This is a genomic window from Candidatus Accumulibacter meliphilus, assembly GCF_036625345.1.
In the GTDB taxonomy this organism is placed as follows: domain Bacteria; phylum Pseudomonadota; class Gammaproteobacteria; order Burkholderiales; family Rhodocyclaceae; genus Accumulibacter; species Accumulibacter meliphilus.
On record NZ_JAZKTZ010000003.1, the window covers coordinates 31,731 to 56,992 of the forward strand.

The window sequence follows — 25,262 nt, forward strand, 5'->3', positions numbered from 1 at the left end:
AGGCTATGGGTTTGACGTTAATCGAGGGAGTCACCTGATGGGTGAGTCGAAATTGAAGCGCTCGAAGGCTGATGAAATGCAGATGTCGTGCGCTGGAGTGCAGACGGCGGGCGGGCGTGTGCAGGTGCGCTGGGAGGCGGACAGCGCAGCTACGCCGATGGGGCAACTGGCCTACTTCATCGAGTTTCTGACGCTGACCGGATTGTGGTCGGGCTGGCAGGAACGCTGCCCGCTGTCCTACACCAGCCCGAACGCGCCGAGCAAGGCCGACGTGCTGGGCACCTGGATGCTGTCGATCCTGTCGGGTCATCGGCGCTACTCGCATGTGACGACCATTCGGTGTGACGGGGTCAATCCCGGTCTGCTGGGAATGAACAAGGTGATCAGCGAGGATGCGTTGCGCCGGGCGTTGGTGGCCATTGGCGAACCCGAAGGAATGGCCTGGCTCGATGCGCATCTGCGCGAGAGCACAGCGCCGCTGCTTGATGCGCCGTGGATTCTTGACATCGACACCACGATCAAGCCGCTGTACGGCAAGCAGGAAGGCGCGGTGGTGTCCTACAATCCGCACAAACCGGGTCGTCCTTCGCACAGTTACCACACCTACCTGATGGCTGGGCTGCGGCTGGTGATGGGCGTCGAGGTCAAGGCCGGAAATGAGCACTCGGGCAGCCACACGCTGTCCGGGCTGCTGAAGCTTCTCGATGAGTTGCCCGCCGAGCGCAGGCCGAAGATGGTACGTGGGGATTGCGGCTTCGGCTCGGATGCAATCATGCGCGCGCTCGAACAACGTAGCCAGCCGTATCTGTTCAAATTGCGCCTGTCCAAGAACGTCAAGCGCCACATCGAACGCCTGTTCCGGGTCTCGGGCTGGACCGACGCCGGTCAGGGCTGGGAAGGCATGGACAGCACGCTGGCGCTGACCGGTTGGGAGGACAGGCGGCGTGTGGTGGTCCTGCGCCGCCCCCTGCAGGGCGAGATGCTCGTTGCCCAGGAAGACAATGGCCAACAGCTGTTGGGATTCATCGAAGCCGATCGCAAGGCCGGCAAGCGCATCACCGGCTACGAGTATGCTGTGTTGGTGACCAATCTTGATCATGAAGTGCTCTCGCTTGGCCAGCTCTACCGCGACCGGGCCGATGCGGAGAACACCTTCGACGAGTTGAAGAACCAGTGGGGCTGGGGCGGCTTCACCACCCACGACCTGCATCGCTGTCAACTGTCGGCACGTGCCGTGGCACTGATCTACAACTGGTGGAGTCTATTTGTTCGCTTGGCCAGTCCCGAAGCGCGACGCGAGGCCATGACCAGTCGGCCGTGGTTGATGTCCTCGGTCGGGCGCCGTACCGAGCATGCCGGCCAGATCACGATCACGCTGACCGGCCTGCATGCCCACTTTGGCAAAGCCCGGCAGGTGCTGATGCACATCTCCGCCCAGCTTCACGCCTGGGTGACCGAAGCTGCGGAGCAGTTCAATGTCACATCGGTCTGGCAGTTGTGTTGCAATCATCTCAAGCTCACCCTCGCCGCCATCGGTCCTCCGCCAACCCGCCATTTGCTGTCGGATCATGCAAATGGGGTCGGCTAACTGCGGTTTTTAGGTTGAAAGATGAGGAATCGTTTACCTTTTTCGCTTGCCGTTCCACACCCGCCACGGCGGCGATTTGTTCAGGGTCTTGCGGCAGGTGGCGTGCTGGCCGGACTGCCGTCTTTCATTGGCAGCGCGCTGGCGGCTGCCGGCCAGGGCTCGACAGCCACGGCGCCGGTGCTGTCGGGGGCCAACATCGACCTGGTCGTCGCCGAAATCGCGGTGAACTTCACCGGTACGCCACGCCTGGCGACAACCATCAACGGCTCGATCCCCGCGCCCACACTGTACCTGCGCGAGGGCGATGAGGTCACCATCCGGGTCACCAATCGCCTGCCTGTGGCGACGTCGATCCACTGGCATGGAATCATCCTGCCCTATCAGATGGACGGCGTGCCCGGTATCAGTTTCGCCGGTATCGCGCCCGGCGAAACTTTCACCTACCGTTTCCAGATCGAGCAGAGCGGCACCTACTGGTACCACTCGCATTCCGGCATGCAGGAGATTACCGGTATGTACGGCACGATCATCGTCGAGCCGCGTGATGGCGAACGGATCCGCGCCGATCGCGACCTCGTGGTGCAGTTGTCCGACTGGACCGATCAGGACCCGATGCAGGTGTTCGCCAAGCTGAAGAGCCAGAGCGACTACTACAACTACCATCAGCCGACGGCGGTCGAGTTCTTCCGCGATGCCTCGCGCGAGGGCCTGCAGGCGGCGGTTGGCAAGCGCAAGATGTGGAACGAAATGCGCATGAGTCCGACTGACCTGGCCGACCTGTCGGCGGCGACGCTCACCTACCTGATGAACGGCACCACGCCGGCCGGCAACTGGACCGGCCTGTTCCGCCCCGGCGAGCGGGTGCGCCTGCGCTTCGTCAATGGTGCCGGCAACACTTTCTACGACGTGCGCATCCCGGGTCTCAAGATGACCGTAGTGCAGGCGGACGGCGTCGATATCGAGCCGGTGAGCGTGGACGAGTTCCGCTTCGGCCCGGGTGAAACCTACGACGCAATCGTCGAGCCGAAGGACGAGGCCTACACCATTTTCGCACAATCGATGGATCGCACCGGCTATGCCCGCGGGACGCTGGCCATGCGCGAAGGCGTGAGCGCGGCAGTGCCCGAACTCGACCCTGCTGAGTGGCTGACGATGGCCGACATGATGGGCGCGATGGGCGGCGGGATGAGCGCTGGCAGCATGGATGGTATGGATCATGGCGCCATGGCAGGAATGAACCACAGTGCAATGGCCATGGATCACAGCCAGCACGGCATGGCGATGGGCGGGTTGGCGACGGCCAGTCAGATTGTTCGCCACGCCCGCACCGAGTATGGCCCGAGCACCGACATGCGCGTGGACATGCCGCGTACCAATCTCGACGACCCGGGCATCGGCCTGCGCAACAACGGCCGCAAGGTTCTGACGCTCGCCGACCTGTCGACCATCGGCGGCCCGATGGACCCGCGCGGGGCCGAGCGCGAGATCGAGCTGCATCTGACCGGCAACATGGAGCGCTACGCCTGGTCAGTCGATGGGCTCGAGTTCGGCCAATCCACTCCGGTGCATTTCAACTACGGCGAACGCCTGCGGGTGATCCTGCACAACGACACGATGATGACCCACCCGATGCACCTGCACGGCATGTGGAGCGAACTCGAGACACCAGACGGGCAGTTCCAGGCCCGCCGGCACACGATTCCAGTGCAGCCCGCACAGCGCTTGAGCTTCCTGGTGACCGCCGACGCGCTCGGCCGCTGGGCCTGGCACTGCCACCTCCTGTTCCACATGGACGCGGGCATGTTCCGCGAGGTGGTGGTGACATGAGCGCTTCAATCAGAAGGGAGAAGACGATGCAGCAATTCAGCGCGCTGGCCCTGGGCCTCGCCTTGTCGGGCGCAGCCACCGCATGGGCACAATCAGCGCCGGCGGCGGACGAACACGCGGGACATCATGGCGCGCCGTCACCGGCGCCCGTCGCCTCACCAGCCATACCAATGCCCGGAATGAATCACGGAACCATGGGGTCTGGCGCCATGCCTGACGCGGGGAGTGGCATGGCCGGTATGGACCACGGCGACATGAAAACGCACGGTGGATCCGGTTCCGCCGCGGCACCGGCGATGCCGATGTCCGAAATGAACCACGAAGCGATGAAATCTGGCGCCAAGCCCGATGCCGACGGCAGCATGAAGAAGACGACGACACCGGCTGCCGGTGATATGTCGGGCATGGACCATGGTGATATGAACATGCAGGGCGGCAGCGCGCCCGCCGACGCCCGTGACCCGAACGCCTACTCGGACGGCTACACGCTCGACACGGGAAAATATGCACTCCCGGGACCGGAGCGCCTGCGCCTCGCCGATGAACACAGCTTCGGCAGCGTGCTCTTCGACCGCCTGGAGCGCGCCTACGGCCGCGATGGCAATGCCACTTCCTACGAGGGGCAGGCATGGTTCGGCCGCACCTACGATCGCCTGGTACTCAAGGCGGAAGGCGAGTATGCCGGCGGCAGGCTGGAGGACGCGCGCACCGAAATTCTCTGGGGACACGCCATCGCCAGCTACTGGGACACGCAGCTCGGTGTGCGCTTCGATTCAGGCGAAGGACCCGACCGGACCTGGGCCGCCTTCGGCGTGCAAGGGCTCGCTCCCTACTGGTTCGAGCTGGACCTGACCGGCTACGTCGGCGAAGAAGGGCGCACGGCACTGCGCCTGAGCGCCGAGTACGAATTGCTGCTCACGCAGCGCCTGGTGCTCCAACCGCGCCTCGAAGCCAATCTGTACGGCAAGAGTGACGAGGCCCGCGGAATCGGCAGCGGCCTGTCCGACGCCGTGGCCGGCCTGCGCCTGCGCTACGAGGTTAACCGCCAGTTCGCGCCCTATGTGGGCGTCGAATGGGCCAGAAAGTTCGGCCAGACCGCCGACCTGGCCAAAGCTGAGGGTAACCCGCGAAGCGAAACCCTGTGGGTCGCCGGCCTGCGCTTCTGGTTTTGATGAAAACAACGACCGGCTCTTGACCCTCCCGATCATTGCCATTAACGACAACAACGAAAGAAACTATTGACCATGAAAACCCCAATCATTCTTCTTCTATTGAGCGCTCTACCCGCGCTGGCAACAGCGGCGGGCAATCACCAGGGCGGTCACGCCATGCACGGCGATCAACAAGCGAGTGCGGTCGGCACGCCCGGGAAGGCGGCGGACGTCACACGTACCGTCGAAATCAAAATGAACGACTCGATGCGCTTCGTTCCGGACGCGATCACCGTCAAGGCGGGCGAGACGATTCGCTTCTTCATCCGTAACACTGGCAAGGTACCGCATGAGATGGTGATCGGGTCGATGACAGAGCTCAAGGAGCACGCCGAGATGATGCGAAACATGCCCGGCATGCAGCACGACGAGCCCAACATGATCACCCTGAAACCGGGCCAGCGCGGTGGTCTGGTCTGGAAATTTGACCAGCCGGGCAGTGTCGATTTCGCTTGCCTGGTTCCGGGTCATCTGGAAGCGGGCATGGCCGGGAAGGTGATGGTGAGCAAGTAATCGCCGGGCATTGCGCCACGTCGCACCAAGGCGTCGAGCCGATGTCTCACAATCTACCGATATCAATGTCGCCGGAATGATTCGAGTTTTCCTCGGCCGACATCTGGAGAAAACTGTATGGCTTTCGTTGACACATCCAAGGGCCATCCATTTCCCTGGTACGTCAGGCTGTTCTTCTGCAACCAGCGCCGTCGCTATGGCTCGGTGCTCGAGCCGGCAAAGCTGTGGGGCCGCACACCCAAGGTTTTCGCTGCGCTCGCCACGCTCTATGGCGCGCTCGATCGGCGGGCATCGCCGTTGGCGCCCGCCTTGCGATCCCTGGTGACCGTGCGAGTGTCACAGATCAATTGGTGTGCCTTCTGCGTCGATATCAATTCTGCGACCGTGCTGAAACGCGGCGTGGATTCGGGGAAGCTTGCCGAGCTCCCGGTTTACGAGGACAGCACGAAGTTCTCTGAGCAAGAAAAAGCTGCGCTCGCCTATGCCGAGGCGATGACGTGGTCTGACCGGCAGACGACAGCGAAACACTTCGCTCGCCTGCGCGCACATTTCAACGATGATGCAATCATCGAGCTGACCGCGCTCGTGGCGTTCCAGAACATGTCGAGTAAATTCAATGCGGCACTTGGCGTTGAACCCCAGGGGTTTTGCACGGCGGGGGCGAAGGTGGTGAGACTGGTCAACCAGACCCATCTTTGACCGTGCGCCGCGCTTCCTTGAAGAGGTTATCACCCGCCGCGACCAGGGCGCGAGATGACCCGGCGTGATTTCTGGGTGCTCGCTGGCGCGAACTTCGCCATTGCACTTGGCTACGGAGTGATCCTCCCACTATTGCCGACGATGCTCAACGACATGGCCGGCGTCGCTACGCCCGCTGCCGTGGCTTGGCATACTGCTGCGCTGCTGGGTAGCTACATGCTCGGACTGTTTGCGACGGCGCCTCTCTGGGGCGCCGTGTCGGACCGAATCGGCGGTCGTGGCCTCCTGGTATTCGGGATGTGCGGCTACGCCGCTGCGCTCATCGCCTTTGCCATGGCTGGCTCACTCACCAGCGCATACAGCTGGCGCGTGCTGGCCGGGGTGGCGGGCGGCGCGGTATTGCCGGTCGTAAACACTTCGATCGGAAACGTGCCGGACCGTCCTGTCCGCGCGCGGCTCTTTGCCAGCGCATCGATGGCGACGCTGCTCGGCCTGCTTGCAGGCCCTGCCGTAAGCGCACTCGTCTATGCCGCAATGCAGCGTATGGGGGACGTGAGCGAGATGACATCGACCATACTCGTTCTGCCGACTGCGACCGCCGCCGTATTTGCACTGTGCGTCGCCGTGAGCGTTGCTCTGGGAGGTGTCTGGACAGGAGCCGCCTACGCTGCGGATCCAGCGCGACGCGCTCACCGGATCGTCTGGCGCCAGGCGTCGCCAGCCTTGTTCGCGAGTTTCCTTGTGCTGTTCGGCCTCGGCGCATTCGAGGCCGTGCTGCCGGTTCTCAATCCGACGGCGCTGTCACTCAATCCACCTGCCCTCGGTGCCCTGCTCGCACTGTGCATGGTGGTCATGCTCGCCGTCCAGACCGGCTTGTTCCTCGTCCCGATTCTGCACCGGGTGGCGCGCGGTCCGTTTCTCGCAGCGGGTTTTCTCGTTTTGGCAGCCGGTATGGCACTCCTCGGGCAAGCGGGGTCGCTTGCCGGCGCGGCGCTCGCAGTCGTCCTGGTCGGAGCCGGCGGAGCCTTTCTTCAACCGGCTATCGCTTATCTCGCGACTTTGAATGATGCAGGTGCGAGTGGGACGCTTCTGGGTGCGCTCACCGGCGCCGGTAGCCTGGGTCAGGGCTTGGGGTCGTTTGCTGGCGGGGCTCTGTACGCAACGTTCGATGCGAACGGGCTGTGGGTGCTTGCCGTCGGGCTTGCTGGCGGAGCGGCGTGGATTGGTGCGCCCGTTCGCGCCGGCGCGGCGCGCCTCAATTGAGGAGGGCTGGAAGAAACCCGTATGGACCGAGTTCTTCAACCGGCACCTTTCTTCCCAACGGCTAACTCGACTGGGTGAGCAACATCCAGCTCGGCGTGGAGTGGGTTGCCCGCCTACAAGTCGTGCACGAGTTCGCAACCGACAGCGTCGCCATCTACTAGATCCTGACTTCTAGCCGCCAGCGGGGGTTCGTCCCCGACCTTGTGCTGCGACGACCTGGCGAGGAGTCATGACCGGGCGGATCGGTGAGCACCTCGTCGGAACGTGCACGTTTGGCCACTTACACCGTTGTAATGCAGGCGTCACAGGCTCGTCAGATGTCGGGGTGCAAGCTAGTTGTCAGCCAGTCGAACGGGCTCTTGGCGGCTTCGAGACAGGGCACATGGGTGAGTCGATGATGGATGCGGTGTGCGGACAGAAGTGCACTCACGCGAAAACTCCGCGATGTTCCTGGGAATCGAAGACGGCTTCCGCTCGGTCGATAGGCGAGACCGGCGCCTGTCTTTGGCAGCTCCCTTGTCCTTCAAGCAGAGGGGCTGCGTGACCGAGGCGTTTGAGGCGCTCCGCGGCGTCGTTGGTAGTCAATCACGCCCAAGGCGGATGAGGAGGCTCAAATGGAATGGCTATCGCAAAACTGGTTTTTCGTTCTGATCTTGACCGTTTTCGTCGGCAAACATCTGTTCGGGCATAAAAGGGGGCACGAGGAGCACGGCAAGGATGACAACGATGATCCTTTCGTGAGTCGGTGCGTCGCTGATATGCTGCATGCAAGCGCATTCTTCTTTGGAGCGATGTCAGTTGCTCAGCGAGCGTCCGCCCTAATGGCGGTCGGACCCAAGGGCGGGTGATCTATGGAACTGCACGATTTCTTCCTCGCGCTTGCCTTGGTGTTGCTCGGTGCCCGGCTACTAGGTGAAACCGCGAGCCGGCTGGGTATTCCCGCGGTCATCGGCGAATTAGCGGCCGGACTGATCCTGGGGCCGTCGCTACTGGGTTGGGTCTCTTCCAGCGCGCCCCTGGAGATCCTGGCCGAAATCGGCATCATCCTGCTGCTGTTCGAGGTGGGCATGAATACCGACGTCTACCGGCTCGCCCGCACCGGCACGAAGCCGGTGTTCGTCGCCATCACGGGATTTGTGCTCCCCTTCGCCTTCGGAGCGGGCGTCAGCTGGTACGGTTTCGAGCTACCCCTCATGGCCAGCCTGTTCATCGGTGGCACCCTCACCGCGACGAGTATCGGCATTACGGTGCGGGTACTGGCGGACCTGCGGCAAGGCTCTTCGGACGAAGCGCAGATCATCATCGGTGCGGCGGTGCTGGACGACATCCTGGGCGTGCTCGCGCTGGCATTCCTGTATCAGTTTGCGATCATCGGGGAGGTTACGCCAACCTCGGTAGGCCAGGTAAGCCTGTACATATTCATGTTCGTCGCCCTCGCCCCGGTGACGGCCAAGCTAGTCGCCTATGTGATCGATCATTACGACCGAAGGAGCGCGTCGCCCGGACTACTCGTGACCATGGTGGTTTGCCTGATCATGCTGTTCAGCTACTTGGCGCATCTGGCCGGGGCGCCACTGATCTTGGGCGGATTCGCCGTTGGTATCGCCATGGGGCAGCGCTTTCGACTGCGCGTGGCGCAGCACCTGCGCATTCCGTTTTCTGCCGCCATCAATCGCGCCATGGACGCCGCACCGCACCTCTCAGAACATTTGGAGGACCAGATCCGCCCCCTGATCCGGGTGTTCACGCCGGTCTTCTTCGTCATGGTGGGTGTGTCCTTGGATTTGCGCACAGTCGACTGGGGTTCTGCGTTCGTGTGGAAACTGGCGTCGACCTTGCTGGTGATCGCGATAGTCGGGAAGTGCCTTGCCGGCTATTGCATCCGTGAGAACCGAATGCGCCAAGCGGTAATCGGACTCGCCATGGTGCCGCGCGGCGAGGTCGGGCTCATCTTTACGCAGGTGGGTCTGGCTAACGGCCTCCTGAATACCGAAGCGTACGCGGCTTTGCTAATCGTGATCGCGCTTACCACAGCGCTCCCGCCCTTCGCGCTGAAGGCGATCTATGCGCGACGACACCTCAAGGTGGCGCCAGGAGAGTGATTGAGCTCGACTGGATGCAGAAAGTCGAGTTGCGCCGGTGGGTACAGATCGAGCTGACCAAGGGAGAAGTGAAGAACGCCTTGGCGCGAGCGGTGTTCCTGAACCGGCTCCGCGAAATCCGTGACCGCAGCTTCGAGAACCAGCGCTACCGTGCCAGCGGCCTCAACCTGCTGGTGGCCGCCATCATTTTGTGGAACACAGCCTGCCCGGAACGAGCAGCCCAGGCGCTACGAGGCTCGGGTAAGAACATCGACGAGCGGTTGCTAGCGCATCTTTTGCCGCGAGCCTTGGAGCATTCAACCTGACCGTGGCAGCGATCGCATGTAGACCGACCAAGGCCATCGCACAGCGTTCGCAACATGGTGTGTGGAATGCTCGATCTTCATGACGTCCGCTGTATGTCGTCATCGACCCGTACCAAGGCGGCCAGGATCGGGCAGTCATTTCCAGGCTCTTTTCATGTCGAGAATGTTGGGCACGCTGCAAATGCAGTGAGCGCGTCACGATCTCAGGATGGACCTTGAAGCCAACTTCAACGTCAAGGGGGACTTTTCGGCATTGGGCAGCGACTAGCGGCCGATTGATTAACCCTTAAATCGGTTCGCTGATATAGAGCGCCCCGAACCCCGTTCACGCTCGTGTTGCGCGACGCCCGGCGCCTGCCCGCGCGTGCGGCCGCGCTGATCAAGCTTCATTCAGTGGCAGTTGCGCCGCCTTCGCCAACTCACGGCGCAACTGCCACTGCTTGACCAGCGCATACAGCGCCGGGATGACGCACAGCGTCAGCACCGTCGACGAGACCATGCCGCCGACCATCGGTGCAGCGATGCGACTCATCACTTCCGAGCCGGTGCCGCTCGACCACATGATCGGCAGCAGGCCGGCCATGATCGCCACCACGGTCATCATCTTCGGTCGCACGCGTTCGACGGCACCTTCCATGATCGCGTGATAGAGGTCGGCGGCGGTGGGATCGGCGCCTTCGGCGCGGCGCTTGCCGGTGATCTCCTGCCACGACTGGTCGAGGTAGATCAGCATCACGACGCCGGTTTCGGCAGCGACACCGGCCAGGGCGATGAAGCCGACGGCCACTGCGACGCTCATGTTGTAGCCCAGCCACCACATCAGCCAGATGCCGCCGACCAGCGCGAAAGGCACCGAGAGCATGACGATCAGCGTTTCGGTCAGGCGGCGGAAGTTGAGATAAAGGAGCACGAAGATGATCGCCAGCGTCAGCGGCACGACGAGTGCCAGCTTGGCCTTGGCGCGCTCCATGTACTCGAATTGGCCCGACCAGGTGGCGTAGTAGCCGGGCGGGAAGGTGACCTTGTCGGCGACCGCTTTCTGGGCATCCTTGACGTAGGATCCGACGTCACGATCGCGGATATCGACGAAGACGTAGGCGGCGAGCAGGGCGTTTTCGGTCTTGATGCCCGGTGGCCCGTTGCGCAGTTCGACGCTCGCCAGTTGCCCGAGCGGGATCATCCCGGCGCTGCTTGGCACGAAGACCTCGTTGGCGATGCGCTGCGGGTCGTCACGCAGGGCGCGCGGATAGCGCACGGTGATGTTGTAGCGTTCCAGCCCTTCGACGGCAGTGGTCACCGTCGCGCCACCGAGCGCGCTGCTGATCACCTGCTGGAAGTCGCCGACCGTAATGCCGTAGCGTGCGAGCTGCTCGCGTTTCGGCGTGATGTCCAGGTAATAGCCACCGGTGACCCGCTCGGCGTAGGCGCTCGAGGTGCCCGGCACCTCCTTCACCGCCTGTTCGATCTCGCGGGCCACCTTCTCGATCACCGCCAGTTCCTTGCCGAAGACCTTGACGCCGACCGGGGTGCGAATGCCGGTGGACAGCATGTCGATGCGCGCCTTGATCGGCATCGTCCAGGAATTCGCCAGACCCGGAAACTTGAGCGCGGCGTCCATCTCGGCGATCAGCTTGTCGACATTCATGCCCGCACGCCACTCCTTCTCGGGCTTGAGATTGATTACCGTCTCGAACATCTCGATCGGCGCCGGATCGGTGGCGCTGGCGGCGCGGCCGGCCTTGCCATAGACCGACTCGACCTCGGGGAAGGTCTTGATCACCCGGTTGGTGGTCTGCAGCAGGCGCGCGGCCTCGGTCACCGACATCCCCGGCAGCGAGGCCGGCATGTAGAACAGCGAGCCCTCGTTGAGCGTCGGCATGAACTCCGAACCAATGCGGCTGGCTGGTACGACGGTGACCGCCATCACCACCCCGGCCAGCACCAGGGTGACGATCTTGTTGCGCATCACCCACAGGATGATTGGCCGATAGACCCAGATCAGGAATCGGTTCACCGGGTTCTTCTGCTCCGGCATGATCCGCCCGCGGATGAAGAACATCATCAGCACCGGCACCAGCGTCACCGAGAGGACTGCCGCACCGGCCATGGCAAAGGTCTTGGTGAAGGCCAGCGGACTGAACAACCGCCCTTCCTGGCCTTCGAGGGTGAACACCGGCAGGAAGGAGACGGTGATGATCAGCAGCGAATAGAAGAGCGCCGGCCCCACTTCCTTGCAGGCACGGATCATCGTCGCCGCGCGATCGTGCCGCGTCGCGTGCGGCGGCAGATGTTCGAGCCGCTTGTGAGCGTTTTCGATCATCACGATGGCTGCATCGACCATCGCGCCGATGGCGATGGCGATACCGCCCAGACTCATGATGTTCGAACCCATGTCCATGCTGCGCATGGCGATGAAGGCGATCAGGATGCCGATCGGCAGCGTCAGGATGGCGACCAGCGCGCTGCGCACGTGCATCAGGAAGATCACGCAGACCGCGCCGACGATCAGGCTTTCTTCGAGCAAGGTCCATTTCAGGTTGTCGATGGCACGCTCGATCAGGGTTGAACGGTCATAGACCGGAACGATCTCGGTCCCTTCCGGCAAGCCCGGTAGCAGCTCCTCGATCTTGGCCTTGACGTTGGCGATCACGTCGAGCGCGTTCTGGCCGAAGCGGGCCATGACGATCCCCGAAACGACTTCGCCCTCGCCGTTCAATTCGGTAATCCCGCGCCGACCGGCCGGGACGATCTCGACGCGTGCAACGTCGCGCACCAGTACCGGCGTTCCACCATCGCTCTTGAGTACCAGCGTCTCGATATCGCCAACGCCCTTAAGGTAGCCGAGCCCGCGCACCATGTATTCCTTCTCGGCGAGCTCCACCACCCGACCGCCGACATCGCGGTTCGATTCGCGGATCACCTGCGACAGGCGCGCCAGCGAAACCCCATAAGTGGCCAGCCGGTGGGGATCGACGGTGACCTGATACTCCTTGACGAAGCCGCCGACGCTGGCCACTTCGGCGACGCCACCCGCCTTGGTCAGCTGGTAGCGGACGTACCAGTCCTGCACGCTGCGCAGATCGGCGAGCGATTGATCCTTGCCCGTCAGCGCATACTGGAACACCCAGCCGACGCCGGTGGCGTCCGGTCCGATTTGCGGTGCGACGCCTTGTGGCAGCTTGCCCTGCACCGAGCTCAGGTATTCCAGCACCCGCGAGCGCGCCCAGTAGATATCAGTGCCGTCCTCGAAGATCACATAGACGTAGGAAGCGCCGAACATCGAGAAGCCGCGCACCACCTTGGCCTTCGGTACGGCCAGCATGGCGGTGGTCAGCGGATAGGTGACATGGTCTTCGACCACCTTCGGCGCCTGCCCGGCGTATGGGGTGAACACGATCACCTGCACGTCGGAAAGATCCGGCAAGGCGTCGAGCGGCGTTTTCTTGACTGCGTAGATGCCACCGGCGACCACCGCCAGAGTAGCCAGCAGCACCAGGAAGACGTTGCGCGCCGACCATTCAATCAGCCGATCGAGCATCTCAGTGGCCCTCGTGCCTGGCGGTGGCCTTCTCGATGCGGGTGATCACGAACTCGCCATCGCCCCGGTCCTCGAACTCGAAGCGGATCGGCGCGCCGGGCGGAATGCCCTTCGCCACCTCGGGAGTCGCCAGGCCGAAGTCCATGGTCATCGCCGGCCACTTCAGCGCCGGAATCGGCTCGTGCGTGACGGACGCAGTGTTCGACGCCGCGTCCAGCGAATCGATCGAACCCAGCGCCTGATACGACTTCGCCGCCGCCTTTGCCATCTCCTTCGCCTCTGGCGCAGTGAAGGTCGACAAGGCGGCCTTGAGATTGCTTTCCGCGTCGATCAGGAAGTTGGCTGCGATCACCACTTCGTCGCCGGCCTGGATCCCTGCGAGGATTTCGACGGCGTCACGTCCGCGCAGACCGATTTTCACTGCCTGTGGTTTGTACTTGCCCTCGCCCAGCACGAGCAGGACCACCTGGCGGTCGCCGGTGTCGATCACCGCCGAAGGCGGCACGGTCAGGCGCGCTGCGCTCCCGGCGGTGGCGATTTCGACGTGCGCGAACATGCCCGGACGCAGCATCCCGTCGTGATTCTTCAGTTCGAGCCTCACCGGCGCCGTACGCGTCGCGGTGTTGAGGGTCGGATAGAGGTAGGTCACCTTCGCTTCGAAGAGGTGTCCCGGAAAGGCGTCGATGATCACCTGCGCGGCTTCGCCGAGCTTCACGCGTGCGAGATCCTGTTCGTAGACGTCGGCGATCACCCAGACAGTGGACAGGTCGGCGATGCGGTAGATGACCGTTCCAGCCATGAAACGCATCCCCTCGACCGCCTTCTTTTCCAGCACCACGCCGGTGGCTGGTGACGAAAAAGTGACCAGCGCGTTCTGCGAACCGGCCGCACCGGCGACTTTCCAATTGCGCAGCCGTTCGCGAGCCGCCTCCGCCAGCCGGCGGGCGCCCTCACGAGCCGCCGGATCGGCATCACCGGCACTCCGCTCGAACGTTTCGGCAATGCGCAACTCCTTCTGGGCAGAGACCAGCTCCGGGCTATAGACGGAGAACAGCGCTTGCCCCTTCTTGACCGGGTCGCCGGTGGCACTCACCTGCAGCCGTTCGATCCAGCCCTCGAAACGCGGCGCCACGTCGTGGACCTTGCGCTCGTCGACCTCCACCCGGCCGACGGTTCGCAGTGCCGCATCCAGGGTGCGCTGTTCGGCACGCGCGGTCTTGACGCCGAGCGTCTGGACGCGCGCCGGGCTGACCTTGACCACGCCCTCGCTGTCGGGTTCGTCGTCTTCGTAGACCGCGATGTAGTCCATGCCCATCGAATCCTTCTTCGGTTCGGGCGAGGTATCGGGCAGACCCATCGGATTGCGGTAGTAGAGAATCTTGCGCGCCTTCTTGCCGGCAGGCTCGACCGGCGCGGCGCCTTCTGCGCTGGTGCTGGCGACCATTTCCCCGGTGCTGGCCGGCTGCCGACTGCCGGCCCAGTAGCCGGCACCCAGCGCTGCGGCGATGGCGACCAGCGCCAGGATCACGGTCAGATTGCGTTTCACAGCGGTGCTCCCACGAGAAGTTCGAGTTCGGCCAGGCGAACGGCGGTCTCGACATCGGCGTCGAGCAGTGCCAGCCGCGCGCGCAGAATCTGCCTCTCTGCGTCGAGCAGGGTGTTGAAGTTCACCCGGCCACTCTCGTAGCCCGATTGAGCGGCTTCGAAGGTCGCACTGGCCTGGGGCAACAGCGTGTTCTTCAGCAAACGGGCCTTGTCGCGGCTCGCCTCGAAGGCGGCGAGCGTCTCGCCGAGCCGCCCGGCGAGGCGCGTTTCAGCGGCCACCACACGGGTCTGTGCAGCCTCCAGGCGCCTTTCGGCCTCGCGCTCCTGGGCACGACGGGACGACTGCTGCAGCGGAATGGTCACCCCTACCATCAGCTCCCAGTTGTCCGGAGCGTTGTACGGGCGGTTGTTGGTCAGACCGACGGCGAAGTCCGGGTAACGGTTCAACCAGGTGAGTTCGCGCCCTTTTTCTGCGGCGACGACGCCGAAGCGTTCGCGTGCGACCTCAGGCGAGCGGGTGCGGATCTGTTCGAGTAGGCTCTTGTAGGAAATCCGGTCAGGAGCCGACGGCAGGCGCACGGGCTCGGCCAACGGCGCATTACCGTCGCGCGCCAGCAAGGCGTTGAGTTTGGCGGCGTTGTCGCGCCGGCGACGTTCGGCCTCGACGAGGTCGAGCTTGACGCTGGTCAGTTCGCTCTGTGCCCGCAAGGCGTCCTGCTGCGGCACCAGGCCGACCCCGTAGCGGGTCAGCACCAGTTGCTCGATGGCATCGAGCAGCGACAGCGTCTCACGGAGGATGCGGATCTGTCCCGAGGCCTGGAACTGCCTGGCGTAAGCGGTCTTGATGCGGTTCTCGACCTCCAGCGCGGTACCTTCCTGCATGGTTTCGACCTGTTCGGCGAGCGCCTCGGCGACCTCACCGCGCAGTTCTCGCTTGCCCCAGAACGGCAAGGGCTGGACCACCCGGTAGCGGGTATTGCCCACCTGCCCCGGCAACAGCGAAGGAGAACGTTCTGGATTCATGGTGTTGGTGAAGTCCATCAGTTCGAGCTCGAAGCGCGGATCGGGCAATGCCGCCGCCGGCTCCACCCGTTCGCGCGCCGCCTGCGCTTCGAACTTGCGCACGCCGAGTTCCGGGTTGTGCTCGCGCGCATAGTTCAGCAAGCCGCTGAGCGAAGCGCCCAGCGGGGGGGCGAGTGGGCCTTGCGCGTAAGCCGACGCGTTGGCAAGCACGAGCGCAAGCAGCACACAGCCGGCGGCGGCAAGGCGTGCCGTGAGCGCGCTTGGCGTGGAAAGCATCATCTGTCGGGAATCCGGTTAATGTGAAAGTCGCATACGCGACTCACGAAGCGCGCGGCTCCCGTAGGGGAGAAAGGAAACTACTTCGCAGGTTCGAGTGCGGTGACCGTCAAGGCGTCGCCGACGTTATCCGCAGTGAAGCTCACCTTCTCGCCCGCCTTGACCTTGTCGAGCAACGTCGGATCACTGACACGGAAGGCCATGGTCATTGGTGGCATCCCGAGATTGGCCAGCGGGCCATGCTTGATGGTGATCTTGCCGGCCGCTTTGTCTATTTTCTTCACGGTGCCTTCAGATGCTGCCGCCTTGACGCTAGCTGCGGCACTGCCCGCCGGATGATGAGAATCGTGTTCAGCGGCGGCAAACACTGGGCTGGCAAGGACCAGGGCAAGCAGGGAAATGACGGGAAACAAAGGTTTCATGGCGGATCCTGTGGGTAGATGATCGGAGGTCGATAGGCTCTGAGTTTCAGTCTTGCGCAAACATGTCACAGCAACTGCATTCACGGTGGCCAAGGCCGCAAATAATACCTATTGCATCCGCTCAACAAGCTGACCTATAGATTACATTCGTGTAATGCTGCTCCACCATTGAGCCCAGTCATGCACGTCAGCGGGCCGGCTTCCTGCGGATCTTCGCGCTGAGCCTCCGTTCCTGGTCCGCCTTCGCTTGTGCTGGTACGCCGCTTAGTGCCTCTACCGGCTTTGTCCAAGCGGAAGACGCCGCGGTATCTGGCCTTCGCCAGATATCCGCAGCGCCTTTATACAGTTACGGGCTTGTGTGCGCTCCCCGCTGCGCCACCACGACCGAAGTGCTCGTGCGAACAGGCGCGGAACGAGTGGCCTAAGCTCTCTGATCAAGAAGCCTGCAGATCATGTCGATCCCATTCGCTACGAGCAGCGTTCGTTTGGTCTGATGTCGCGTGTCGTCAGAATGGGCGACAAGGCTTCGAAAGGTTCAGCTGTCGCTCAAGGGCCTTTATGGTCCTTGAGAAGTGAGCTGAGGCGACTGACCTCGTCGCCGTGCATGATAATCTTCTGGCCATCCGTGGTTTCCATCACCTGGCCCTCGTCCATGCGCGTGGCGCGACCGTATTTGTCTTCCATGGCCATCTTGCCACCCTTGAAGATGAAGACCGTCGAGCCGTCCTTCATCGAGATCACCTTTTCAGCTTGCGCACGAGCAGCATCGTCGGCGTTGGCGGCTACAGCAACGCCAGTCAGTGCGACGGCCATTAACAGATTTTTCAACATTTTCTTTCTCCTGGAGTTAGTTCAATAAAGATTGCAGAGATGTTTCTCGAGCCACTTCGGGTAGTGCCTCCGGGCGATGAAATGTGCATCATCCCCGGTTGGTTTTCTTGCTCCTGGACCTGTGTCAGCTGCCCAGGCGATCCGGACTTTCGCTCACATACACCGTCACACCATCGGCGCCGGCAACGACGTTTGAAAGCGGAAACGGCGTGGTCCCGAGCGTATCGAATGTCCAGATGGTGCTCTTGCCACCGGCGTCGATGCGCACAGTTTCCAGCTGCTTGACGTTCAAGAACCTGGTACCACTATCGATCTTGATCTCCCGTGTGGCGACTCCGGGTGACGCGTAACCATAGGGGGAGAGCTGCGTGGCAGTTGGCTGGCCACCGGCTTCCGAGACGTGCGAAATCCAGTGTGCGGTCTGTGCTTCGGAGTAGTCTTGGTGAGCAAACGCGGTCGTTGCACCGGTAGCACTCGCAGCCACTATCAGGGCCAGTTTGGCGAGTTTGTAGTTCATGATGTTTTCCTCGTGAGATGGGGTTGAATGCGCCGGACAGTCCTCATCCGACGCTGATGCCATCTTAGAAGACGCATGCCAACAGAATGCTGACTGGCGAGTTACGATTTGGTCAGATGACTGTAACCAAGGCTCATGTGTGCGGCGGGAGGCAAGCATCGCATCCGCGGTCGCGTGCCCTGCCCACGACTTCTCGGTGCCAACCATGCCGGAGTAGTCAGAGTTTTTCCGGCGTACACATGGAGAAAAGCGCATGGTTTTCGTTGACACATCCAGGGGTCATCGATTTCCCTGGTACGTCAGGTTGTTCTTCTGGAACCAGCGGCGTCGATATGGCTCGGTGCTTGAGCCGGCAAGGCTATGGGGCCGTACCCCAAAGGTTTTTGCCGCCCTTGCCATGCTCTATGGCGCACTCGACCGGCAGACATCACCGCTTGCGCCCGCCTTGCGATCGTTGGTGACCGTGCGGGTGTCGCAGATCAACTGGTGCGCGTTCTGCGTCGATATCAATTTTGCGACCGTGCTGAAACGCGGCGTGGATTCGGGGAAGCTTGCCGAGCTCCCGGTTTACGAGGACAGCACGAAGTTCTCTGAGCAAGAAAAAGCTGCGCTCGCCTATGCCGAGGCGATGACGTGGTCTGACCGGCAGACGACAGCGAAACACTTCGCTCGCCTGCGTGCACATTTCAACGATGATGCAATCATCGAGCTGACCGCGCTCGTGGCGTTCCAGAACATGTCGAGTAAATTCAATGCGGCACTTGGCGTTGAACCCCAGGGATTCTGCGCAGTGGATGCGAAACCGGCGAGGTCGGACGATTAGAGAGGCACGCAGAATGACGAAGAAAGCGTGAGCAGCGGCACAGCCTGTCCGCGCTTGCGGCCTTCATCGGCTTGGCCATTTCTGCAGCACCGCGTAAATGCTCATGATCTCGAATAGCAAAGAAATCCTCAAATGAAGCCTCATGACCGCTTGTTTCAAGCTACGGGGATGCCGGACAAGAACTGGTGGCATGCCTTGTGGCCCGACCCCGATGGCATCGTCAGGGATCTGTGTGTCGAATCCGGGATGACTGTTGTCGATTTGGGTTGTGGCGACGGCTATTTCACCGCCGCCATCGCGCGCCGGCTTGGCCCAGGCCGCGTCATCGGGGTCGACCTTGACCCGGCAATGCTGGAGCAAGCGAAAGGCGCTTGCGACGGGATGTCGAACTGTGACTGGCTACTCGGCGATGCGATGGACTTAAGTCGGTTGATAGCCAGCCCGGTAGACTATGTCTGGATGGCAAACACTTTCCACGGCGTGCCGGACAAGACCGCACTGGCCAAGGAAATCGCCGCCATCCTCCTGCCCGCCGGTCGCTTCGCAATCGTCAATTGGTGTCGCATCACACGCGAAGAGACGCCTGTACTGGGCCTGCCTCGCGGGCCACGCACGGAACTTCGCATCTCTGCAGAGGACACCCGCGCGGTAGTTGAACCGGCTGGCTTCCAACTGGAAGGGCTGGTCAATCTGCCGCCCTACCACTACGGGGCAATTTTTAAGAAAGCCTGACGCCGTTTCCTTGTTTCAGTGATCCAACGCAAAGGCGATTTGAGATGGCATCGAAGGACCAAGACACCACAGAGAGGAGTCGTGGCAAGACAACGGCTCTAAGTCGTACTTGACTTTGCCCCCTCTATCGCGCTTTTGTTCTGTGCTTCCGCAATGAGCAAGGCGGCTCCCAACGCGATGGCTACATCGGCAAGGTTGAAGGCAGGAAAGTGTGTGTGGAGCCAATAGAAATCGAGGAAATCCACGACCTGCCCACGGAATACGCGATCCGTGATGTTCCCAAGCGCTCCGCCGAGGGTCAGGCTATAGCCCAGCGCTTCGAGGCGGGGCAGGTGCTGCCGCAAAATGCGCACTAGCCAAGCTGAAATGGCCAAGCCGATGGCGATGAAGAAGTAGCGTTGCCAACCGCTCGCGTTCGCTAGAACACTGAACGCAGCCCCCGAATTTAGTACATAGACTAGGTTGAAAAACGGGGTGACTTCGACCTGTTCGCCATGAGCAAGCGTGTGGTTGATGGCTAGTTTTGCGAGCTGATCGACCATGATGATGCAGGCGGCCACTCCATACCAGACGAAAGCTGATATGCTACACGCCGTGTGCCATGCCGGCACAGCCAGCGATATAAGCCATCTGGCAAGAGCAGTACAGCCCCATCCGAGACCCCAACCCGCCAGCACCTCGACCGGGAAATGCCTCCCGGTGGCGATGCGCGACCAGCCGACTAAGCCGACGTACAGGATCAAACCGATACGGCCATAGCGTCCAACCAAGGGCCAGAGTGCGCCGACAACCAATGCCGAGTACGTGGCATGCCCACTGGGTAGGCTGTAGTGCTGCTCAATCTCACCGAGGACACGCACCAGGTCGCCGAGGATGACGGGCGGGCGCGGGAAATCGAGCCACAGCTTCATGATGATGGCCGCCAGAATAGCCAGCATGAAGGCCATGCCAAAGCCAGCGAACTGGAGTCGCCCGGCACGGGCACGCGCTGGATCGGTGGCCGAGTTCGACCACCACCACAGACCCAAGAGAATCAGGGGCGCTGTCCAGTAGCTGCCAGTGAGACTGAAGAACCACGCCAGCGACCCAAGTGCGGCTGGTGTTCCCACACTGATGGCTTGGAACAACGCGGTGTTAGCGATCATCGACCGCTAACCATGGGGAATCCTTGTTTTCTCTCCGCCATGTTCCGCACGCGGCACGTTGCAGAGCCATTGCATGGTTTTTGCGTCCGAGTCCTTATCCAACGTCGGTGCCGATGATGACCTGAACGTCACTCGAATAGGTGTAACGCGGAATGACCAGGTTGGTCGGCGCCGGAACATCCTTGTACACTCTTCCCGCGAGATCGAACTTTGAGCCGTGACACGGGCAATAAAAGCCGCCGCGCCACTCTGGGCCAAGATCGTCAGGCGCGATGTCTGGGCGAAAAGTCGGGATGCAACCCAGGTGCGTGCAGAGCCCCACCGCGACGAGGTACTCGGGCTTGATTGCGCGCGACGGATTCTTGCAGTATGCAGGCTGCTGCGGCTCTTCCGACTGGGGATCGCGCAAGCGCTGGTCATCTGTTCCCAACAGCCGCAACATCTCGTCGGTACGACGCAAAATCCAGATCGGCTTACCCTGCCATCCCACCGTCAGCAAGGTGCCGGGTTCGAGCTTGCTGCAATCCACCTCGACCGGGGCGCCGGCTGCTTTGGCTCTTTCGCTGGGCAGCATGCTGCTGATAAACGGTACCGTGGCCGCGGCAATGCCGACCCCGCCCAAGGCTGTCGTCGCCGCGACCAGAACGCGTCGCCGTGTGAGGTCTGGTTGCTCGTGCGCTGCGTCAGGCGGATCGACGCCTTGCAGTACTGGTGAGTCATCGCAAGTCATGCTGGTCACTCCTTCAATACATAGGTTCCCGGACTGTCGCAAAGCGGCGCGTAGCCCTTCTCGGGCGCGCCCATCAGTGGCGGCGCTTCGCTGCCCGAAGAGTGCGCTTCTAGCCATTGCTGCCAGGCGGGCCACCACGAACCTTCCGTGGTCGGCGTCTTTTCCTTCCAGGTTTCGGGATCGATGCAGCGGTCTCCTTCGTGGCACACGCTGAGCTGGTAAGAGCGGCGCGGGTGCCCGGGTTCGTTGACGATGCCGACGTTGTGACCGCCGCTGGTCAGGACAAAAGTCAGCTCGGTGGCGTCGCTTTGCAGGTGCAGTTTGTAGACCGAGTGCCAGGGGGCGACGTGGTCAGTCACGGCGGCCACGGCAAAGATCGGGCAGTGGATGTCGCTGATCGAGATGGCGCGGCCTTCGACCATGTACTTGCCCTCGAACAACTCGTTGTCCACGTACAGCCGGCGCAGCAGCTCGGAGTGCTGGCGATACGGCATGCGCGTGCCGTCGGCGTTCCAGGCCATCAGGTCGAACATCGGTTCGCGATGCCCGAGGTAGTACTCGCGGACCATCTTCGACCAGATCAGGTCGGCCGACTTGAGCACCTGAAAACCGCCCGAGACTTGTTTGTGATCAAGATAGCCCTTCTGCCACATCATGTCTTCGAGCAGCGTCACTTCGCTGGCGTCCATGAAGACGTTGATCTCGCCGACTTCGGTAAAGTCGGTCATGGTGGTGAACAGGGTGACGCTGGCCAGACGGTGGTCGCCGTCTCTCGCCATTGCCGCCGCCGTGATGGTGAGCAGAATGCCGCCCAGGCAATAGCCGGCGGCGTGGATCTTGCGCCCGGGTTGCATCTCTGAGATGACCTCGACAGCGGCCAGCGTGCCGTGTTTGCGGTAATCCTCCATGCCCAGATTACGGTGTTCCGGACCCGGGTTAAGCCAGGAGACCATGTACACGGTATGGCCACGATCGACGAGATACTTGACCAGCGAGTTGTGCGGCGAGAGGTCCAGAATGTAGTACTTCATCATCCACGCCGATTGCATCAGCACCGGTTCACGCTGGACGGTGTCGGTAGCCGGCGTGTATTGAATCAGCTCGATCAAGTGATTGCGGTAGATCACCTTGCCGGGTGTGATGGCGAGGTTCTCGCCGACGCGGAAGGCTTCAGCCCCGGCGGGCGGCTCGTCGCGCAGCGAGCGCTTGATGTCTTCGCGGTAGTTGCTCGCCCCGCGCGCCAGGTTGGCGCCGCGTTCGTTGATCGTCGCTTCGGCAATCTCGGGGTTCAAGAAGGGGATGTTGCACGGCGCCGTCATGTCGAGGATCTGGCGGGCAGTGAACGAAACGGCGGCCTGACTGTGCTTGGAAATCCCTCGCACGTCGGTGGTCGCGTTGTACCACCACTGCTGATTGAGCAGGAAACCCTGGTAGATGACGTTGTAGGGAAAGCGCTGCCAGCCGGGATGGTCGAAGCGATGGTCCCCGGGCAAAGGTTCGATACACGGTTCAGTGTCGCCGCTGACCAACGATCGCAACGCATAGCTGCCCAGGCGCATTGCCTTGCGCGTTGCCTTGGCGGCCAGTTGAAACTGCTTGCCGGGCGAAGAGGCGAGGTGCACCGTCCAGTCGAGGTAAGCCATGGCCAGCGACGCCGGAGAAACGCCACCGCTGAGTTGGCCCAGCGCGATATTGGTCATGCGGTCGATCTCTTCCAGCGCGCTGGAATCGAGCGTGTGGCGATCACCGAGGCGGCGAGCGAACGCCGTGCGCGGTAGTGGGTTCGCGGTCGACTTGTCAGCGTTGGCGGCTGACGTGATCTCGGTCGTCGCTATCGGCGCCTGGCCCGGTTTTTCCTGGCGCGACGTTCTCGCTATGGCGCGCCCCTTGGCCGGTGGCGCGGGGATTTCTTCGTGCTTGTTGATCATGATTTTTCCTCTGTTCAATGCTGGAGCGTTTGTCAGCCGGCGACCTAGAAGACTTCAACTGGATGGAAGTGCGCCCATCGATACCGAAGCGCTCCTGTGTTGTATTTGTCGTCGCGCGCAACCCCGATATCGTCGCTGCGGCGAAGAACATACGCCCGAGCAACCGACGCCGTATATGCCATGGCGTACAGTTGTCAAGAGAAGTTGTATGTCAATCTAGACCTGTGTGTACCTAGTGCCTGACCGAAAACCCCTTCATCCGAGCAGTAGCAAGGGCTTGGGCGGATTTCCGAGCGATGAAGAATTGATAGCCACAGGATGATTTGTGGTGAAATCATCGAAATTCGGGCTTCTGAGGACAAATAGGTAGAGATCTTCGTGCCAGAACTGGTCATCAATCCGGCAGCGGAAATAATCTTCGTTCTTTTTTGAAAGGCCCGTCACGGGTAGACCAAAGGCATTATAATTGCGGTTACCGAAGAGTACAAACAGGCGAGTTTTTGGAGACAAGCGATGCGAGTTGTCGAGAATACCCAGATGCACATTGGCGAAGTCGATGTTTGCCATATTATTCTTGACGCCAAGTCGCGCGACGACATCCCGCAGATTCTGCGAGGTTTGCAGTACCTCTACCAAGATCCAGACAAGCGGGCAAAGCTCTTCCAGTTGCTTGAGTCAGACATGGCCCCGAAGGTCGACAAACGGACGGGGCGTCCCGGGATGACGCTCTGGTCGATCTTCGTCTGCGGAGTGATCCGGCTTGACCTGAACATCGACTACGACCGTCTGCATGAGTTGGTCAATCAGCACAACACCATTCGGCAGATGCTCGGGCATGGGTTGTTCGACCCGACGTCGTACCACTACCAAACACTGAAAGACAACGTCACCTTATTCACGCCGGAACTGCTGAACAAGATCAACCAAATCGTCGTCGATGCGGGTCATGAACTGGTCAAAAAAAAACCGGCAGGCGAAGTCCTGCATGGGCGTTGCGACTCCTTCGTTGTTGAGACTGATGTCCATTATCCGACCGATATCAACCTGCTCTTTGACGCCACGCGCAAGGTGATCGAACTGACTGCGCGCCTGAGCGCCGATCAAGGGATGAGCGACTGGCGGCAGCACGCCTACAACGTCAAGCACCTGAAGCGGCACCTGCGCAGCGCGCAGAGCACAAAGCATCGCAAGGCCCGTAGCGAAGCGCAGAAAGAAGCCAATGACCATCGCCTTATCGAGGCCTACCAAAGCTACTTGGGGGTCGCCCAAGCCTACCTGGACAAGGCCCAGGAGACGCTGAGCAAGACCCCTGCGTGTAGCGGTGCTGGCGGTGTTGAACATCTGGCAGCCAAACTCGAGATCGAACAGTTCATCGCACATGCCGTACGGCAGATTGACCAGACCCGGCGGCGCGTCATTCTGGGAGAAACCATTCCGCATGCCGAGAAGGTCTTTTCGATATTCGAGACGCACACGGAATGGATCAGCAAAGGCAAAGCCGGCGTGCCGGTCGAACTCGGTTTACGGGTCTGCGTCATGGAAGACCAGCACCGCTTCATCCTGCATCATCAAGTCATGGAAAGGCAGACGGACGAGCAGGTCGCAGTGGCCATGGTCAAAGCGACCAAGCAGCATTTTGCCAACCTGGAGGCCTGTAGTTTTGACAAAGGATTTCACTCACCGGCAAACCAGCAGGAACTACAGGCGCATTTGAAACTGGTGGTGTTGCCGCGCAAGGGCAAACTGTCGCAACAGGCACAAGCTGCGGAAAGCGCGGAGGATTTCGTCAAGGCGCGACGTCAGCACTCGGCGGTCGAGTCGGCGATCAACGCACTGGAGGTCCATGGTCTTGATTACTGTCCGGATCATGGGATTTACGGATTCAAACGCTACGTGGCGCTCGCTGTAGTGGCCAGGAACATCCATCGCATCGGCGCCATCCTGCGGGACGGGGAAAATCGGCGGGCGAAGCGCAAAACCCGCTACGCAGATCGCGACATGCCCCACAAAATGGCGGCATAGCCCGCCAAGCGTTTTTCCATGCAGTAACTCCGGCCGCTGTCCGAACGGCTTGTTTGAACACCATGACATTCGGGCATTATGGCCCGCGATCGACAGAAGTCGGCCAGCGCAACTCGGGACGAACGAGAAATTCACGGCCAACCGAGATTTTCAAGTCGGCGCGCGCGCCAAAAACCGGGGTTTTCGGTCAGGCACTACCTACGAGGTCAAGCCAAATCCTGG

General features: G+C 61.7%; 21 protein-coding genes and 1 pseudogene. 12 read left to right on the top strand and 10 right to left on the bottom strand.

All coding sequences use genetic code 11. The features are described 5' to 3' along the window. The first annotated feature begins 37 nt into the window (after positions 1 to 37). The 9 genes and pseudogenes from V5B40_RS06420 to V5B40_RS06460 form a co-directional block, all read left to right on the top strand. Positions 38 to 1,588, top strand: coding sequence for a transposase (locus V5B40_RS06420; protein WP_332353752.1), 1,551 nt, complete (start codon positions 38 to 40; stop codon positions 1,586 to 1,588). Between the two features lie 21 nt (positions 1,589 to 1,609). Further along, positions 1,610 to 3,415 carry a copper resistance system multicopper oxidase gene (locus V5B40_RS06425; protein ID WP_332353753.1) on the top strand — a complete coding sequence of 602 codons (1,806 nt, stop codon included), beginning with the start codon at positions 1,610 to 1,612 and terminating at the stop codon, positions 3,413 to 3,415. A 26-nt stretch (positions 3,416 to 3,441) separates the two neighbouring features. Then, positions 3,442 to 4,587, top strand: a complete 1,146-nt coding sequence (locus V5B40_RS06430) for a copper resistance protein B (protein ID WP_291984742.1) — start codon at positions 3,442 to 3,444, stop codon at positions 4,585 to 4,587. A gap of 72 nt (positions 4,588 to 4,659) precedes the next feature. Next, entirely contained in the window at positions 4,660 to 5,139 is a 480-nt protein-coding gene (locus tag V5B40_RS06435) for a cupredoxin domain-containing protein (protein WP_291984740.1), read from the top strand. A gap of 117 nt (positions 5,140 to 5,256) precedes the next feature. Further along, entirely contained in the window at positions 5,257 to 5,838 is a 582-nt protein-coding gene (locus tag V5B40_RS06440) for a carboxymuconolactone decarboxylase family protein (protein ID WP_291984738.1), read from the top strand. Between the two features lie 54 nt (positions 5,839 to 5,892). Beyond that, on the top strand, positions 5,893 to 7,101 hold the full coding sequence (locus tag V5B40_RS06445; protein ID WP_332353754.1) for an MFS transporter: 1,209 nt from the start codon (positions 5,893 to 5,895) through the stop codon (positions 7,099 to 7,101). A gap of 614 nt (positions 7,102 to 7,715) precedes the next feature. Then, a complete protein-coding gene (locus tag V5B40_RS06450) occupies positions 7,716 to 7,949 on the top strand; it encodes a DUF2933 domain-containing protein (protein ID WP_332353755.1) in 234 nt (77 codons plus the stop codon). A gap of 3 nt (positions 7,950 to 7,952) precedes the next feature. Next, on the top strand, positions 7,953 to 9,203 hold the full coding sequence (locus V5B40_RS06455; RefSeq protein WP_332353756.1) for a cation:proton antiporter: 1,251 nt from the start codon (positions 7,953 to 7,955) through the stop codon (positions 9,201 to 9,203). Then, positions 9,194 to 9,499 (top strand): annotated as a pseudogene (locus V5B40_RS06460) (Tn3 family transposase); the annotation flags it as partial. The gene V5B40_RS06455 and the pseudogene V5B40_RS06460, both read left to right, overlap by 10 nt. Positions 9,500 to 9,887: 388 nt before the next feature. On the opposite strand, the gene V5B40_RS06465 reads toward V5B40_RS06460, so the two are convergent. The 6 genes from V5B40_RS06465 to V5B40_RS06490 form a co-directional block, all read right to left on the bottom strand. Continuing rightward, positions 9,888 to 13,046 carry an efflux RND transporter permease subunit gene (locus V5B40_RS06465; RefSeq protein WP_332353757.1) on the bottom strand — a complete coding sequence of 1,053 codons (3,159 nt, stop codon included), beginning with the start codon at positions 13,044 to 13,046 and terminating at the stop codon, positions 9,888 to 9,890. Between the two features lies 1 nt (position 13,047). Further along, positions 13,048 to 14,592 (bottom strand): efflux RND transporter periplasmic adaptor subunit, encoded by a 1,545-nt coding sequence (locus V5B40_RS06470; RefSeq protein WP_332353758.1) that lies wholly within the window; start codon positions 14,590 to 14,592, stop codon positions 13,048 to 13,050. Further along, complete coding sequence (locus V5B40_RS06475) at positions 14,589 to 15,893, bottom strand: TolC family protein (RefSeq protein WP_332353759.1); 1,305 nt, start codon at positions 15,891 to 15,893, stop codon at positions 14,589 to 14,591. Before V5B40_RS06475 ends, V5B40_RS06470 begins: the two co-directional genes overlap by 4 nt. Positions 15,894 to 15,970: 77 nt before the next feature. Further along, positions 15,971 to 16,372: a copper-binding protein gene (locus V5B40_RS06480; protein WP_434735841.1), complete on the bottom strand. Its 402-nt coding sequence runs from the start codon at positions 16,370 to 16,372 to the stop codon at positions 15,971 to 15,973. A 486-nt stretch (positions 16,373 to 16,858) separates the two neighbouring features. Continuing rightward, positions 16,859 to 17,143, bottom strand: coding sequence for a periplasmic Cu(I)/Cu(II)-binding protein CopK (copK, locus tag V5B40_RS06485; protein ID WP_291984726.1), 285 nt, complete (start codon positions 17,141 to 17,143; stop codon positions 16,859 to 16,861). Between the two features lie 124 nt (positions 17,144 to 17,267). Continuing rightward, positions 17,268 to 17,660, bottom strand: a complete 393-nt coding sequence (locus V5B40_RS06490) for a CzcE family metal-binding protein (protein WP_332353760.1) — start codon at positions 17,658 to 17,660, stop codon at positions 17,268 to 17,270. 253 nt (positions 17,661 to 17,913) lie between these two features. Between V5B40_RS06490 and V5B40_RS06495 the strand changes: the two genes are divergently transcribed. Together V5B40_RS06495 and V5B40_RS06500 are read left to right on the top strand one after the other, a co-directional pair. Next, positions 17,914 to 18,483 (top strand): carboxymuconolactone decarboxylase family protein, encoded by a 570-nt coding sequence (locus tag V5B40_RS06495; RefSeq protein ID WP_332353761.1) that lies wholly within the window; start codon positions 17,914 to 17,916, stop codon positions 18,481 to 18,483. 168 nt (positions 18,484 to 18,651) lie between these two features. After that, positions 18,652 to 19,215, top strand: coding sequence for a class I SAM-dependent methyltransferase (locus V5B40_RS06500; protein WP_332353762.1), 564 nt, complete (start codon positions 18,652 to 18,654; stop codon positions 19,213 to 19,215). 98 nt (positions 19,216 to 19,313) lie between these two features. Here V5B40_RS06500 and lspA read toward each other — a convergent pair whose 3' ends face one another. The 4 genes from lspA to V5B40_RS06520 form a co-directional block, all read right to left on the bottom strand. Next, entirely contained in the window at positions 19,314 to 20,360 is a 1,047-nt protein-coding gene (lspA, locus tag V5B40_RS06505) for a signal peptidase II (RefSeq protein WP_332353763.1), read from the bottom strand. A 94-nt stretch (positions 20,361 to 20,454) separates the two neighbouring features. Then, entirely contained in the window at positions 20,455 to 21,090 is a 636-nt protein-coding gene (petA, locus tag V5B40_RS06510; protein WP_434735842.1) for a ubiquinol-cytochrome c reductase iron-sulfur subunit, read from the bottom strand. 5 nt (positions 21,091 to 21,095) lie between these two features. Then, a complete protein-coding gene (locus V5B40_RS06515; protein WP_332353764.1) occupies positions 21,096 to 23,018 on the bottom strand; it encodes a PHA/PHB synthase family protein in 1,923 nt (640 codons plus the stop codon). A gap of 255 nt (positions 23,019 to 23,273) precedes the next feature. After that, on the bottom strand, positions 23,274 to 23,585 hold the full coding sequence (locus V5B40_RS06520) for a hypothetical protein (protein ID WP_332354179.1): 312 nt from the start codon (positions 23,583 to 23,585) through the stop codon (positions 23,274 to 23,276). Here V5B40_RS06520 and V5B40_RS06525 point away from each other — a divergent pair. Next, positions 23,532 to 25,040 (top strand): ISNCY family transposase, encoded by a 1,509-nt coding sequence (locus V5B40_RS06525; RefSeq protein WP_332353765.1) that lies wholly within the window; start codon positions 23,532 to 23,534, stop codon positions 25,038 to 25,040. The two genes, V5B40_RS06520 and V5B40_RS06525, sit on opposite strands and share 54 nt — an antisense overlap. Positions 25,041 to 25,262 lie beyond the last annotated feature (222 nt).

Coding starts and splice junctions, on each gene's coding strand:
- V5B40_RS06420 (WP_332353752.1), top strand. CDS start 38: ATGGGTGAGTCGAAATTGAAGCGCTCGAAGGCTGATGAAATGCAGATG.
- V5B40_RS06425 (WP_332353753.1), top strand. CDS start 1,610: ATGAGGAATCGTTTACCTTTTTCGCTTGCCGTTCCACACCCGCCACGG.
- V5B40_RS06430 (WP_291984742.1), top strand. CDS start 3,442: ATGCAGCAATTCAGCGCGCTGGCCCTGGGCCTCGCCTTGTCGGGCGCA.
- V5B40_RS06435 (WP_291984740.1), top strand. CDS start 4,660: ATGAAAACCCCAATCATTCTTCTTCTATTGAGCGCTCTACCCGCGCTG.
- V5B40_RS06440 (WP_291984738.1), top strand. CDS start 5,257: ATGGCTTTCGTTGACACATCCAAGGGCCATCCATTTCCCTGGTACGTC.
- V5B40_RS06445 (WP_332353754.1), top strand. CDS start 5,893: ATGACCCGGCGTGATTTCTGGGTGCTCGCTGGCGCGAACTTCGCCATT.
- V5B40_RS06450 (WP_332353755.1), top strand. CDS start 7,716: ATGGAATGGCTATCGCAAAACTGGTTTTTCGTTCTGATCTTGACCGTT.
- V5B40_RS06455 (WP_332353756.1), top strand. CDS start 7,953: ATGGAACTGCACGATTTCTTCCTCGCGCTTGCCTTGGTGTTGCTCGGT.
- V5B40_RS06465 (WP_332353757.1), bottom strand. CDS start 13,046: ATGCTCGATCGGCTGATTGAATGGTCGGCGCGCAACGTCTTCCTGGTG.
- V5B40_RS06475 (WP_332353759.1), bottom strand. CDS start 15,893: ATGATGCTTTCCACGCCAAGCGCGCTCACGGCACGCCTTGCCGCCGCC.
- copK (WP_291984726.1), bottom strand. CDS start 17,143: ATGTTGAAAAATCTGTTAATGGCCGTCGCACTGACTGGCGTTGCTGTA.
- V5B40_RS06490 (WP_332353760.1), bottom strand. CDS start 17,660: ATGAACTACAAACTCGCCAAACTGGCCCTGATAGTGGCTGCGAGTGCT.
- V5B40_RS06495 (WP_332353761.1), top strand. CDS start 17,914: ATGGTTTTCGTTGACACATCCAGGGGTCATCGATTTCCCTGGTACGTC.
- V5B40_RS06500 (WP_332353762.1), top strand. CDS start 18,652: ATGCCGGACAAGAACTGGTGGCATGCCTTGTGGCCCGACCCCGATGGC.
- lspA (WP_332353763.1), bottom strand. CDS start 20,360: ATGATCGCTAACACCGCGTTGTTCCAAGCCATCAGTGTGGGAACACCA.
- petA (WP_434735842.1), bottom strand. CDS start 21,090: ATGACTTGCGATGACTCACCAGTACTGCAAGGCGTCGATCCGCCTGAC.
- V5B40_RS06515 (WP_332353764.1), bottom strand. CDS start 23,018: ATGATCAACAAGCACGAAGAAATCCCCGCGCCACCGGCCAAGGGGCGC.
- V5B40_RS06525 (WP_332353765.1), top strand. CDS start 23,532: ATGCGAGTTGTCGAGAATACCCAGATGCACATTGGCGAAGTCGATGTT.
- V5B40_RS06520 (WP_332354179.1), bottom strand. CDS start 23,585: ATGGCAAACATCGACTTCGCCAATGTGCATCTGGGTATTCTCGACAAC.